The 14,001-nt window shown below is 49.7% G+C and carries 11 protein-coding genes and 1 riboswitch; of the genes, 7 read left to right on the top strand and 4 right to left on the bottom strand.

The annotated features are described in order from the left end of the window. Nucleotides 1–456 precede the first annotated feature (456 nt). Together HK25_RS03070 and HK25_RS03065 are read left to right on the top strand one after the other, a co-directional pair. Nucleotides 457–828, top strand: a complete 372-nt coding sequence (locus tag HK25_RS03070) for a hypothetical protein (RefSeq protein ID WP_086635268.1) — start codon at nt 457–459, stop codon at nt 826–828. A 69-nt stretch (nt 829–897) separates the two neighbouring features. After that, nucleotides 898–1,386: a TM2 domain-containing protein gene (locus HK25_RS03065; protein WP_086635267.1), complete on the top strand. Its 489-nt coding sequence runs from the start codon at nt 898–900 to the stop codon at nt 1,384–1,386. A gap of 11 nt (nt 1,387–1,397) precedes the next feature. On the opposite strand, the gene petA is transcribed toward HK25_RS03065, so the two are convergent. Then, nucleotides 1,398–2,057 (bottom strand): ubiquinol-cytochrome c reductase iron-sulfur subunit, encoded by a 660-nt coding sequence (gene petA, locus HK25_RS03060; RefSeq protein ID WP_086635266.1) that lies wholly within the window; start codon nt 2,055–2,057, stop codon nt 1,398–1,400. 220 nt (nt 2,058–2,277) lie between these two features. Then, a riboswitch (FMN riboswitch) is annotated at nt 2,278–2,421 on the top strand. 139 nt (nt 2,422–2,560) lie between these two features. Between petA and ribD the strand changes: the two genes are divergently transcribed. The 5 genes from ribD to HK25_RS03035 all read left to right on the top strand — a co-directional run bounded on the left by ribD (nt 2,561) and on the right by HK25_RS03035 (nt 8,773). Further along, on the top strand, nt 2,561–3,580 hold the full coding sequence (gene ribD, locus HK25_RS03055) for a bifunctional diaminohydroxyphosphoribosylaminopyrimidine deaminase/5-amino-6-(5-phosphoribosylamino)uracil reductase RibD (RefSeq protein ID WP_086635265.1): 1,020 nt from the start codon (nt 2,561–2,563) through the stop codon (nt 3,578–3,580). Next, nucleotides 3,562–4,164: a riboflavin synthase gene (locus HK25_RS03050; RefSeq protein ID WP_086554597.1), complete on the top strand. Its 603-nt coding sequence runs from the start codon at nt 3,562–3,564 to the stop codon at nt 4,162–4,164. Before ribD ends, HK25_RS03050 begins: the two co-directional genes overlap by 19 nt. Then, a complete protein-coding gene (gene ribB / locus HK25_RS03045) occupies nt 4,149–5,486 on the top strand; it encodes a 3,4-dihydroxy-2-butanone-4-phosphate synthase (protein WP_304528635.1) in 1,338 nt (445 codons plus the stop codon). Before HK25_RS03050 ends, ribB begins: the two co-directional genes overlap by 16 nt. Before the next feature lie 29 nt (nt 5,487–5,515). Beyond that, complete coding sequence (ribH, locus tag HK25_RS03040; RefSeq protein ID WP_086554599.1) at nt 5,516–6,001, top strand: 6,7-dimethyl-8-ribityllumazine synthase; 486 nt, start codon at nt 5,516–5,518, stop codon at nt 5,999–6,001. 177 nt (nt 6,002–6,178) lie between these two features. Then, a complete protein-coding gene (locus HK25_RS03035) occupies nt 6,179–8,773 on the top strand; it encodes an MMPL family transporter (RefSeq protein ID WP_086635263.1) in 2,595 nt (864 codons plus the stop codon). Nucleotides 8,774–8,851: 78 nt separating this feature from the next. Here the strand turns inward: HK25_RS03035 and HK25_RS03030 are convergent, their stop codons facing one another. From HK25_RS03030 to HK25_RS03020, 3 genes are all read right to left on the bottom strand, one after another. Next, the gene (locus HK25_RS03030) at nt 8,852–10,111 is read right to left on the bottom strand and encodes an FAD/NAD(P)-binding oxidoreductase (RefSeq protein ID WP_086635262.1); all 1,260 of its coding nucleotides are present in this window, start codon (nt 10,109–10,111) and stop codon (nt 8,852–8,854) included. Between the two features lie 122 nt (nt 10,112–10,233). Further along, nucleotides 10,234–10,473, bottom strand: coding sequence for a DUF3297 family protein (locus HK25_RS03025; RefSeq protein WP_086554602.1), 240 nt, complete (start codon nt 10,471–10,473; stop codon nt 10,234–10,236). A gap of 152 nt (nt 10,474–10,625) precedes the next feature. After that, a complete protein-coding gene (locus HK25_RS03020) occupies nt 10,626–13,979 on the bottom strand; it encodes an efflux RND transporter permease subunit (protein WP_086635261.1) in 3,354 nt (1,117 codons plus the stop codon). Between the last annotated feature and the right edge of the window lie 22 nt (nt 13,980–14,001).

Genomic DNA, 14,001 nt, shown 5'->3' with positions numbered 1-14,001 from the left:
ATATAGTGTGTTACAACAAGCGGGGCCTTCAGGTTCCGCTTTTTTATGTGTACCCTGATTTGCCTTGTTGATCACAACATATTACAATCATGAAAAATATTGTGATCGGCTTTGAATTTTTTACTTACAAAGTTAATTATTTGCAATCATTAATGTGTGTTAGCCATAAATATCGCATTCACACCCAGATAAACAAAAGATGAAAAGCATTATTTTATAAAACTATGAATTATTTTTTTTGTTAATATACACTATAATCTTACTTTTTATATAACAAGGAAGATTATTTATCTTATTTTAAACAGATGGAAATAACATATTATATTTTTTATTGTGGTGCGCACTTTGCTTTGGTGAAGGTGTAGATCAGGAGCATCATAATAAAATACTGGCCGGGGGTTGACCTGGTTTTTCTGCGCTTTAAAAGGCAGCACGGTTTTCTGGTTTTAAGAAGATATGTATATTCAAATTCCCAAAATAGTTAATGAGTGGCTGGTAGAGTTTTTTTCTATTACTCTCCTGATACTCGGAGTTCCCCTTGCCTGTGCCGGGGTATATTTTATCGTTTGTGGTGAATCATTTTACTGTTTTTTTATGGGCGTAGGTTTTACAGTGTCAGGTTATCTGGTTACCCGCCGTTTGCCTGAAGGTGTGTGGGTTTATCTGTTTACATGGGCTGCAGCCTGCTGCTGGGCCCTGTGGGGTGCCAGAGCTGATATATCTGAAGCGCTGCCCTGGCTTGTTGTGCCTGGTATATTTGTTGTTCCGGCTGTTATGCTCCTGCCGACTCTTTACCGCATCAGAAGAGAGAAAAACTTACGTAAATAGCATTTTTTAGATTTAAACTGCTCTTTTCGTGCTATTGAGAAATTACAATAGTATTTTCTGTGAGTGTATATGCGCGGGACAGTTCTTACATATGATTCTGTGAGTGGAGACGGCCTCATTAGTGGTAATAATGAGCAGCGTTACCATTTTGGGTCTGCTGACGTGCATTCTGATACCTCACTTCTCATTCCTGGCGCCGGAGTTGATTTTGAAGTGAAGGGAGAGGCCGCTACGTCTGTATTTGTCCTGCCCGTTCTTGTTAATTTTCCACAGAGAGAACCCTCATCCCAGGGGACGCCCATTACTCAGGGCCGAAACCGTGTTGTGGCCAGTGTTCTTGCACTGCTGTTTGGTGTGCTGGGTATTCATAAATTTTATCTGGGCTACAAAAAAGCAGGCTTCATTATGCTGCTGGTCAGCGTTGTAGGCGTTACTTTTCTCGGGCTTCCGGGTGTTGTGATCTACGCGGTCGCTTTTTTTGAAGCTATTATTTATATTTGTAAAACAGATGAGGAGTTTTACGACACCTATGTCGCGCAGGAGCGTGACTGGTTTTAACTCCCTGTCGTTCAGATCTGAACAATCGTAGAAAAACTGAAAGTCTCGCCCTCAGGGTTGGCACCAAGCCTTAAGTGGGTGGGGGATATCATGCTGTAAGGTGGCACGGGCAGATTGTATGGAGCCGGCGCATTTTTAAAAGCTCTGCCGGCGAGGTCGAAATGTGAGCCATGGCAGGGGCATACATAATGCCCTTTATTTTGCTCCGGGTTGTCACCGACAGATGGACTATACGAAGGCACACACCCCAGATGCGTGCATATGCCAACGTAAACACCATATTCAGGGCTGAGTGACCGGTGCCAGTTGCGGGCATAGGCTGGTTGCTGCTGAACCTGAGAGTCAGGGTCGCGCAGCTGTTCTCTGAGAGTTTTCTCCTGCAGGGTGATGAGGTCGTCCCTGGTGCGGTGTATAATAAACACCGGCTTATTCTCCCATGTCGTGACGAGCTGCTCCCCTGGTGTCAGGTGCGACAGGTCAATGTCCACAGGCATATGCTCTGAAAAGCTCTCCGGAGGGAGAAGCCCCTGGAGAAAGGGGATAGCGCAGGCTGCAGCACCTGTTACGGCACCTGCTATTGCGGTCATTTCAAGAAAATCACGCCGGCAGGGGTTTTGTGTGTCGTCCTGCTTATCCTGAGTGTCAGGAGATGAGGGGGGATGTGTCGGCATGGTGTTTCAGTTTCTGTGCATAGAAGGTCATTATAGTTTTCATGCAATGTTATCTGATGCAAGGGGAGACGATATGAATTATCGGGATTTTCTTATTCCGGTTTGGGAATGACAGCCATAAGAATATCTTATTTTATCCGCTTTTACCGTGTCATGCTCTTGCAACCTGCGAAAAATATACCCATTGTAAAAATACATTCGCTGGAACATTCAGTGAGTGTGACGTTCTCGGGGTGAGGTGAAAATCCCAACCGGCGGTAAGTGGTTCGTCCACAAGCCCGCGAGCGCCTGCCTCTGGCAGGGTCAGCAGATACCGGTGCAATTCCGGAGCCGACGGTTAAAGTCCGGATGAGAGAGAACGAGGAAACTGGTGTCCTTTCTGCTGTTGTGGCGGAGAGGCGCGGTGTCTCTTGTTGCGCCCCATAGTGATGTCTTGTCGTAAGGCGAGTAATGGAGGTGTCGGGGTGCCGGAGAGGGTTTCTTCTCAGAATAATTCCGTCATAATGTCGGCCAGAGTGTTGCATGCTTTTCGTACAGCTCTTGCTGAGGCCGCCCGTTTTGTCGGGCAGACGGCACCTAACCCTGCTGTTGGATGTGCCTTGCTTGATGAGCATGACGAGATCGTCCTGGTTGCTGCGCATCACAGGGCGGGTGAGCTGCATGCCGAACGCCTTGCTCTGCAGCAGGCGCGTGAGGCAGGTGTTATAGAACGGGTGCGTACTGCTGTTGTTACGTTAGAGCCGTGTAATCACACCGGGCGCACGCCGCCCTGCACTGAGGCTTTGCTGGATTCTCCTGTTAAAACAGTCTGGATCGGGTGTCGGGACCCAAACCCGCGTGTTGATGGCAGCGGCGCAGCCCGTCTTGCACAGGCGGGTCTTACTGTGCGCTGGCTTGCTGAGGCTGGTGGAGCAGCTGAGGTTTTTGCACGTTGTCAGGCGCTTCTGGCCCCTTTCGCCTGTAAGCAGATACACAGGCGTCCGTGGATCACAGTAAAGCAGGCACTTAACGCGCAGGGGAGTATGGTGCCTCCTGCCGGTCAGACAACATTTACGTCCTCTGCTTCTTTAACATTCGCTCACAGGATACGCCGTATGACGGATGGTATTCTGACTGGTACAGGCACTATTCTGGCCGATTTGCCGTCATTCACGGTGCGCCATGTTCCTGACCATGAGCATGTTCGTCGCCTGCTGGTTATCTGTGGTCAGCAGGATGCTTTGCCTCAAAGCTGGCTCGATCAGCGTCGTGCCTGTTTTGATATTCGTTTTTGTTCTGATCTGACTCATTTGCCGGCGCTGCTCGCGCAAACCAGTGCCATGTGGCTTATGGCTGAGGCTGGCCCACGTCTTCTGGCAGCGCTCAGGCAGCATAATCTGTGGGATGACTGGCTGACTATTCGTCAGGGTGCAGAGGCGCAGGATCAGTATTTTATCTCTCAACGTCAAAATGTGACCCCGCTGGCACTGCTTCCGGAGTGGGTACACTGTCAACAGGAGCAGGTATGTTTTCCGGAATCATAGAATCACTGGGGCATGTTCTTCTGGCTGAAGCCAGAGAAGAAGCACTGATCGCAGAAGTGGATACAGGCTTTAAGGATATCGCCGAGGGCGAAAGCATAGCTGTGAATGGTGTATGCCTTACCGCAGTTGAGCCGGCACCAACCGGTGTCGCCCGTTTTTTTATCAGTAGTGAAACACTGAACTGCACAGCACTCGGGCAACTGAAAACAGGCGGGCGGGTTAATCTCGAACGTGCCGTAACCCCTGCCACACGCCTGTCAGGGCATATTGTACAGGGCCATGTTGATGGCACAGCCCGTTTTGTCAGCAGCACTCCGTCGGGAGATGCCCATCAGGTTATCTTTGAAGTCCCTTCATCTCTGCGTCGTTATATGGTGGCAAAAGGGTCAGTCACACTCGATGGTATAAGCCTCACCCTTAATGAGATTGGCGCGGCAGATCATGATGTCTTTACGATTTCTCTTATGATCATTCCACATACATGGACGCACACCACACTTGGTACGCTCTCACCAGGCGATACGGTGAATGTTGAGGTTGATGTCATTGCGAAATACGTGGAGGTTTTATGTCAGAACAAATGAAAAAACCTGATGTTTCGGGTGCGGCCCCATCTGAAGCCCTGCTCAGGGCAGTCGCAGCACTTCGTGCCGGACGTATGGTCATTATGGTTGATAATGAAGATCGTGAAAATGAAGGCGATCTTGTTATGGCCGCAGAGTTTATGACCCCGGCTGCAATGAATTTTATGATCACTCATGCACGGGGCCTGGTATGCCTGCCGCTTGAAGGGGCGCATATTGACCGCCTTGGCCTGCCTATGATGGTGAGCAAAAATACGTCACGTCATGAAACGGGCTTTACTGTTTCAATCGAAGCTAAAGAAGGGGTGAGCACCGGTATTTCAGCGGCCGACCGTGCCCTGACAGTGCAGGTTGCCGCGGCCGAAACGACCACAGCAGCTGACCTGGCAACACCAGGGCATATCTTCCCGCTGCGGGCGGCAGATGGTGGCGTTCTGCAACGTATCGGTCATACTGAAGGGTCTGTTGATATCATGAAGCTGGCGGGCTTACGTCCTGCCGCAGTTATTTGTGAAATCCTGAATGACGATGGCACGATGGCCCGGCGCCCTGAGCTGGAGGTTTATGGTCATAAGCATGACATGCCGATTATCTCGATTGCTGAACTGGTGGAGTGGATCAGTCAGTATGGTAACGGCGCTCTTGCACCCTATGAAGAAGAGCTGAAACCTTCGGGCATACAGTCTGAAGCACCACTGGAAAAAATAGCCGTTTCAGCGTTACCAAGTGAATATGGGGGTAATGCTCTGCGTATTCATGCCTTTCGTGATGGCTCCGGCGTTGAGCATGTCGCTCTTGTGAAGGGTGATCCTTCTGCACAGGGTGAAGTGCCGCTGGTACGCTTACACTCGGAGTGTGTCACGGGGGATGCTCTGGGCTCATTACGGTGCGACTGCGGGGCTCAGCTTCATGCTGCCCTGAACAGAATTGGACAGGCCTCTTCGGGCATTCTGGTTTACGTACGTGACCATGAGGGGCGGGGGATTGGCCTTGCCAATAAAATTCGCGCCTATGAATTGCAGGATGCCGGATTTGATACGGTCGATGCGAATCATAAGCTGGGTTTCGAGGCTGATGCACGTGACTGGACAGCAGCGGCTGCTATTTTACGTGATCTTGGCATTACCCGTCTCGAACTGCTGACGAATAACCCGGATAAAGTTGAAGCCCTTGAGGGGCAGGGTTTTGAGGTGAGTAAGAGGGTGCCGATAGAAATCGCTCCTAACCGCTTTAACCGCGAATATCTGGAAACAAAACGGCAACGGATGGGGCATCGCTTTAGTCGTTTTTCTGCCGTGAGTGAACCATCAGACGCTGTGTAATAACACTGTGTTATTAAGAGGAAAATGTTATGAGTACCTATGTAACCCCTTCTTTGCCTGAGCTGAAACTTGTTCCGTCACCGCGCCTTGCAGTGGTTGTCAGCCGTTTTAATACAACCATTACTGAAGGGCTGTGTAATGGTGCGCTTGAATGGCTGGGTGAGCACGGCATTACAGTAGCCGCACAGGATATTTTCTCTGCCCCTGGTGCTTTTGAAATGCCTTTACTGGCGCAGACCCTGGCCCGCACCGGTAAGTACGAAGGTGTCATCTGCCTTGGGTGCGTCATTAAGGGAGATACAGCTCACTTTGAATTTATCAGCCTTGGCGCAACAATCGGGATGATGCAGGCTTCGCTCGAGACCGAAGTGCCTGTCGCGTTTGGTGTACTGACGACCTATACAGAAGACCAGGCAACACAGCGTGCCTTGCCTGACGTACATAATAAAGGGCGTGAAGCAGCCGCAGCCTGTGTTGAATCGCTTGCTTTGCTGCGCCGTATTAAAGAAGGCTGAAGCAGTATTTAAACATAACGTGGTTTCTCAGATGTGACGTTTTTGTTGCAATTTATGGGTGTGTCTGGTTGGGTTTCGTACGGTATCACTTGCGGCCGGAGCCATACCAGGCCAGATAGAGGCGGCAGTAAACTGTCACTATAATAGCCCGAATTGTTCAGGAGCTGATCTTCAGCCATGCTCTCTACTTATATCAGCCGTTTAACAAGCTTTTGTGTGCGCCATGCTTTTGCGGTTATCGCTTTGTTCATGGTGCTTTCTGTTGCGGCTGGTTATGCCGGGGTCAATTTTCTGGGTGTTACGACTGACACCAGTAAAATGCTTTCTGACAGGCTGGCATGGAAACAGCGATCAGATGAAATGGGGCGCCTCTTTCCACAAAAAGAGGGGCTTCTGGTCGCGGTTATTGAGGCTGATATCCCTGAAAAAGGCCAGGCAGTTGCTCAAATTCTGGCCGGACGCCTCTCTGCCGATCATAAAAATTTTGAATTTGCGAACCGGCCTGATGCAGACCCCTACCTGATGCGTAATGGTTTGTTATTTCTTCAGGCTCCCGTGCTTGAGCAGGTGCTTGATCAGACTATTTCTGCACAGCCGTTTCTTGCCGCCCTGGCGCAGGACCCTTCAGCGCGCGGCCTTTTTAGTTCTCTGTCTCTTGTTGCGCAGGGTGTTAAACTGGGGCAGGCAGATCTTAAGGGGTTTCAGGCGCCTCTTGAAGGGTTTGCAAAAAATCTTGAAAGTGCAGCGGCCGGTAAGCCACAGGCATTGTCGTGGGAGAGGTTGCTGGGAGGGGAGCTGGCCGATATGGCTGGCCGTTACCAGTTTGTGGTAACAAAACCGAAGCTTGATTTTGGTTCGTTGCAGCCTGGTGGCAATGCAGCAAAAGCCATGCGGGATGCTGCAAATAGTATTGAGTTTGTTCAAAACGGACAGGTTAAAGTACACCTTACCGGGCAGGTTCAGCTTGATGATGAAGAGTTTGCTACTGTTGCTGAGGGGATGGTAGCAGGGCTGATTGGCTCTTTACTGCTGGTTACGCTCTGGCTGTTTGCTGCCGTGCATTCCTGGCGTGTTGTTGTGCCTATTGTGCTGACGCTGATTGTCGGGCTGCTGCTTACTACTGGCTTTGCGGCTGTTGCTGTAGGCACGCTCAATCTCATATCAGTTGCATTTGCTATATTGTTTGTAGGTATTGCGGTTGACTTTGCTATTCAGTTTTCAGTTCGTTTCCGTGCTCAGAGTGAAGATGAAAATGACCCTCAGGGAGGGATAAGAGCGCTTGCCGCAACGGCTAAAGAAACAGGACATCAGATTCTGGTGGCAGCTCTTGCCACATCAGCCGGCTTTCTGGCTTTTACACCTACGGCGTTTCTTGGCGTCGCGCAGCTGGGGCTGATTGCCGGTGTTGGCATGCTTGTTGCTTTTGTCTGTACCACAACTTTTTTACCGGCCCTGCTCAGGGTTTTTCATCCTTCGCTTAACTGCCCCAGCATGGGTTATGCCTTTATGAAGCCAGTTGACATCTGGATACGCCAAAAGCGTAAAGGCTTCCTGTTTGTGTTTGGTCTGGTTGCTGTGTTTGGCCTTGTTCTGGTGCCTGGTCTTCAGTTTGACGGTGACCCGCTGCATACTAAAAATCCATATTCTGAGGGGATGAAGGCCCTTCAGATGCTGATGACAAATCCGACTTCTTCTCCCTACAGTGCTGACCTTCTGGTCGCTGATCTTGATCAGGCGCATAAGCAGGCTGAACGACTGGCGAAAGTGCCTGGTGTTCACGACGCTATGTGGCTTGGTTCTTTCGTGCCTGAAGATCAGAAAGAAAAACTGCCTCTGATTCAGGATGCTGCCGGTATCTTATTGCCTACTCTGATTGTTCCTGACCCTAAACCTGCTCCTGATGCTCAGGCATTGCGTGAGTCAGTCCGCACAACGGCTGCGGCTCTGGGTGAGGTTCTTGATAAGGTACCTTCTGACAGCCCTGTGCGGCGTATTCAGGCCGCTCTGAGTAAGCTGGCAAGCGCACCTGATGATATTCTGATGGCGGCGAATAAAGCTCTGGTCGAGTTTTTGCCTCCCGAACTGGATCAGCTTCGTGTCATGCTTCAGGCAAAACCTGTAGACCTGAAAGATGTGCCGAAAAGTCTGGCTTCTGGTTATATTCTGCCTGATGGTCGTGCTCTGGTTGAGGTGCATCCCAGTGGTGGCTTTGCGCAGAGTAAAGCGTTGAGGAAATTTGTTACCGGCCTGCAAAAAGTGGACCCGGATATTGCAGGTTCTGCGGTTGATATTGTTGAAAGCGCGCGTGCGATTGTAAAAGCGTTTGAGCAGGCAGCGACCGCTGCGATTATTATGATCGCCGCTATTTTATGTGTATCGCTGCGACGCATCGTTGATATGCTGCTGGTTCTGGCTCCTTTGCTTTTGTCGGCTTTAATGACGGTTATTCTGGTTGTTCTGCTGCCGGAAACACTCAATTTTGCAAACGTTATCGCTTTGCCCTTGCTGCTTGGGGTTGGTGTATCTTTCAATATTTATTTCGTGATGAACTGGCGTGATAAGGTGAAATACCCGCTGGCGTCTCCAACAGCCCGTGCTGTGCTGTTTTCAGCATTAACTACTGGTACGGCTTTTGGTTCTCTGGCGTTGTCACATCATCCCGGTACGGCAAGTATGGGTCGTTTGCTGTTGTTGTCACTGGGGTGCACGCTGGTGGCAACGCTTATTTTCGTACCTGCGTTGCTGCCAAAGCGAGATATTGATGAAAGATAATATCGTCGCGCTCAGGGTTATATTGAGTAAGATATAAAAAAGGCGCCTGCGAGAAGCAGGCGCCTTTTTAGTGTCAGGTCAGATTTTGACCCATTCAGGATGGTGTGGCACCGAAATGTCACGCCCCTTAAGCATCATATCCCAGTACACGTGAGGGAAAGCTTTTGTTTTAAGGAACCATGCAAAACGGCTGGCTTTGCGCTGGTCGTAAGGGAAGCTTGGGGCTGGCTTGCCACCATAAAGGAATTCAGCCAGCACCACTTTCCCGTAAGCCACTGTCAGTGGGCATGCGCCGTATCCGTCATAGATGGCTTTAGTCGGAGCGCCATCCAGTGATGAGAGAACATTAGCAACAACGACTGGTGTTTGCGCACGTGCCGCGGCCATTGTTTTGGCGTTAGATGTGCCAATAGCATCACCCAGGCCAAAAACCTGGTCATATTTATTGTGTACCAGTGTGCCGGGGTCAACATCAAGCCAGCCTGCATCGTTTGCCAGAGGGCTTGATTTGACAAAGTCAGGTGCGCTCTGCGGTGGAGTGACATGAAGCATGTCGAACTCTTTCACCACATGCTCTGTTTTGCCATTTTCTGCTGGCACAGCAAAAGTAGCTTTGCGGCCCGGGCCGTCAACAGCGACAAGGTTATGTTTGAAGTTCAGGTCAATGCCATAATAATCAACTGCATTTTGCAGTTCAGGCAAATAATAGCCCACACCGAACAGAGCTTCCCCTGCGAGAGAGAAGTCAACTTTGGTGCGGAAGAGAGTTCCCTGCTTGCGCCAGTAATCAGAGGCAAGATAGGCGATCTTCTGAGGTGCGCCTGCACATTTGATTGGCATAGGTGGCTGGGTAAAAATTGCCTGTCCGCCAGCAAGGGACTGAATGCAGGTCCATGTATACTCAACCGTTTCCCGGGAGTAGTTGCTGCATACGCCATTGCGGCCGAGTGTGTCACTCAGGCCATCTATTTTATTCCAGTCCAGCTGGATGCCGGGGCAGACAATAAGGCGACGGTAACCAATAACGCGTCCGCCGGTCAGTGTGACCTGATGGGCGTCAGGCTCGAAGCTTTTTACAGCTTCGCGGATCCATGTGGCCTGTGAGGGTATAAGGCTGCGTTCCTGCTTCAGGGTGCTTTTTAATGTCATTGCACCAGCACCAACCAGGGTCCAGCCGGGCTGATAGGCATGTGTTGTTGAGGGCTCGATGATGGCAATGTCAAGAGTTGGGCGTTCGCGTAATAACCGTGCTGCAACGGCTAGCCCGGCAGTGCCTCCACCTACAATCACAACAGTGTAAAGAAGGTCTGGCTTTTTACCTGTGTCTGACCTGGTCATATGAGCCCTTTCTTTTGCTATGTATACTCAGCTGAGTGTGTATAACATAATTAATTAAATAAATTAATAAGGTTTTTAATTAATGAAAATGATTAACTAAAAACCTTATTTTTTTCATATAGTTATTCTTTTACCCAAACCTCAACTGGTCCGCTAAGTTTCATCGTGAGAGGTCTGCCATGGCGATCAACTGTCTTGCCGATTGCAACACGGATCCACCCTTCGCTGATGCAGTATTCTTCAACATTGGTTTTTTCAACACCTTTGAAGCGTACACCAATGCCACGTTCAAGCAACTCACCGTTGAAAAAAGGGCTTGCCGGGTCGACTGACAGGTGATCTGGCAATGTAGTGTCTGACATGGATAAAAAAGCTCCTTGCTATAATCAGAAATAAAAGAAGAGTAGCGATACAGCATATCGCCAGGCTACAGGTGAGAAACCTAAGCCTGATATCTTTGTTTGTAAGGTTTTTATGGGGAAAAGATCAATGGATATTAAGATATCAGTGTCTTTCAGCGGCGGTGCTTTTTGCGTCGTGCAAGGCGTTTTCTGAGTTTTGGGCTGAGCAGGAGAGTCGTTGTTTTATGGAGCCAGCGGAAACGCTTTTTGCTCCATGCGCTCAGTCTGTGCATAAACAGATAAATAACGGGCGTTGAGTAAAGGGTCAGGAGCTGACTCATTGCCAGCCCGCCGATAATAGCCACACCCAGGGGGCGACGCAGTTCAGCACCGTAGCCATGTCCAAAAATCAAGGGAATGGCACCAAAAGCAGCGGCCATTGTTGTCATCAGAATAGGGCGGAAGCGCGTAATACAGGCACTGTAAATGGCCTGATAGGGTGTCAGATTTTCAGCCCTTTCTGCATTCAGGGCAAAGTCGATCATCAGAATGGCATTTTTCTTTACGATGCCAATCAGTAAGATAACACTCAGCATTGCAATGAGAGAGAAGGATTCACCGCACAGCCACAACCCCATAAGAGCACCGACAGCGGCTGAGGGCAGGGTTGAGAGAATAGTTAATGGCTGAATATAACTCTCATAGAGCACACCAAGAGTGACATACATGGTGATAATTGCAGCAATACATACCAGAAGCTCATTTCTCAGGTTTTTTTGCATATTGCCAGCCTGACCACTGTACTGGCCGTGCAGAGATTCAGGAACATGCAGGCGCTTCATGGTGCGAAGAATTTCAGCCGTTGCATCCTGAAGTGATTTGCCCGGTGCAAGGTCGAATGAAATAGCGCCTGATGTTGCCCCGTTTTCATGGCTGACCTGCAAGGGCGTTGGCTGAGATTCGAGGTCTGCCACCGAAAGCAGAGGGACCATCGTTTCCTGAGATGAGGAAACAGCCGAGCCGCTGGAGGCGTCTGCGCCGCCCGCCAGGCGGTTGGCTATTGAGTTTCTGAAAGAGAGTTCGTTCTGATTTGTTTTGCCGGTAGAAGATGCTGACGTATTTTTAACGCGCACCGTATTTGACGCAGTAGCACCCGAAGCTGTGCCACCTGCAGTTGAAACCCACAGGGATTTCAGCGTTTCAGGTGTCTGACGGAACCTGTCTGCAACTTCCATTATAACGTAATAGGTCGTCAGAGCGGTTGAAATGCTTGAGGCTGTTCTTTGTCCATAGGCGTCATAAAGGGCGTTTCCGATGAGCTGAGGCGTAATCTGATAGCGCGCAGCGGTATCGCGGTTAATAAGAACGTGCATGGCTGAGCCATTAGATGAAAGCTGGCTGCTTACACCGGTAAGAACATGGTTGCGTTGCAGGCTGGCTGTAATGCGCGGTATCCATGTATAAATATCTTTGTCGCTGGTGCTCTGAAACACGTAGCTGTAAGTGCCCTGGTGCTGGCGCTGCCCGCCGCCATTAATGTCACCCGCATTTGAGACACTAATTGTCAGCCCTGGTACCTTTTTAATCCTCTGGCGAATGCGTGCGGCAATCTCCTCAGGGCCGGAACTGCGTTTTTCTTTACTGATAAGCTGTGCAAAAATCTGAGCTTCATTCGGGTTATCTTCGCCGGCAAACCCCATGACATTCTCTATGTCGGGGTCACCCTGCATAATGTCCATGATATCTGTCGCTTTGGCAGCTGTCGCTGCGAACGAACTGGTCTGGTCAGCGCTGAGGTAGCTTTCAATTAATGATATATCCTGGGCCGGCAGAAGGGTTTTGGGCATCGCTATAAAAATGGCGATGGTCAGAAAAAAGCTGAGAGGGAGCGAAAAAAGAATAAGCCACGGGTGACGAAGCGCCCATCCCAGAGAGCTGCGATAGCCTGTGAGCATATGCTTCATAAGCCAGTCTGTCATGTCGGCTATCAGGTGAATACTATAAAGAGCAATATTAAGTCTGGGGCTGGTGTGAGGTTTCTCAGCCGAAGGTTCGTCAAGCATATAGGCGCACATCATCGGTGTGAGCGAGACTGACAAAAAAAACGAGATTGTAATGGCGGCTGACAGTGTCATGGCAAATTCAAAGAAAATTTTACCAGGAATTCCCCCCATCAGTAAAAGTGGAAGAAAAACAGCAATAAGAGACACTGTGATAGAGAGAATTGTAAACGTGATTTCCTGTGACCCGATAAGGGTTGCTTCCATACGTTTTTTACCACTCTCCAGGTGACGTGTAATATTTTCAACGACAACAATAGCATCATCAACAACAAAGCCTGAAGCAATGGTCAGTGCCATGAGGGAGAAGGTATTAAGGGAGAAATGGCACAGTTTCATAACGGCCAGAGAGCCAATCAGTGAAACAGGAACCGTAATGGCCGGGATAATGGTTGAGCGCCAGCTGCGTAAAAAAGCGAGCACAACAATAATAACAAGTACAACAGAGATGAAGAGTGTCAGCTGTGTGTCAGCCAGCGATCCGCGAATAGAGACAGAGCGGTCAGAGACAAGTTTAAAATCGACATCCGGTGGCAGGGCATTGCTGAATGCCGCGGCGCGTGCGCGGATACTGTCAGTGACTTCAATAACATTTGCTCCGGGCTGAGCCCGGATAAGCGCGATAATGGCAGATTTACCATTCATCCAGCCGGCTTTGCGTTCATCCTGCGGGCCATCGCTTACCGTTGCCACACTGTGCAGATGAATAGGCCGCCCGTTACGATAACCGATAATCAGGTCCTGGTATTGTTGTGCTGTGCGTGCCTGGTCATTTGTTTCAAGTGTCAGACGCTGTGCTGATTCTTCAATAAAGCCTTTAGGTGTGTTGGCATTAGCTGAGGCAAGTGCTGAACGAATATCTTCAAAGCCAACGCCATAACGATATAAAATCAGAGGATTCATTTCGACGCGTATCGCGGGCTTTGATGAGCCTGCCATTTCAACCCAGCCAACGCCTTTAATCCCGGCCAGCAGGGGTTTAAGATGTGTTTCGGCAAGGTCGCGCAGCGCGGAGGATGTGCGTGTTTCTGAGGTGAGTACAGCCAGCATGACCGGGCTGTCAGAAGGGTCAGCTTTAAAATATTGCGGTTGTGACAGCATGGTGGTTGGCAGGTCTTTTTTGGCAGCCTGCAGAGCAGCCTCAACATCACGCGCTGCACCGTTAATATCGCGGGAATCATCAAAAAACATCAGAACAAATGCGCTGCTGTCTGTTGATTCTGAGCGTATACTGGTGATGCCGGCAATCTGCCCCAGGTGCCGTTCCAGAGGGGTTGTCATCGAGCTTGCCATTTGCTGCGGCGAGCTGCCTGACTGTGATGCAACCACGTAAATAACCGGAAATGAGATATTGGGCAGGTCAGCGACGGGAATTGTTTTGTAAGAAAAAACACCTGCCAGGACAAAAGCCATGGCCATAAGGATGGTGCCGACAGGACGGGTAATAAAAAGTCGGCAGAAAGACAAAACAAAGTTTCCTTATTCTTCA

This window comes from Acetobacter sp. DsW_059 (assembly GCF_002153695.1).
In the GTDB taxonomy this organism is placed as follows: domain Bacteria; phylum Pseudomonadota; class Alphaproteobacteria; order Acetobacterales; family Acetobacteraceae; genus Acetobacter; species Acetobacter thailandicus.
The sequence above is the reverse complement of the archived record's forward strand: the minus strand, read 5'-3'. Positions and strand labels throughout refer to the sequence as shown.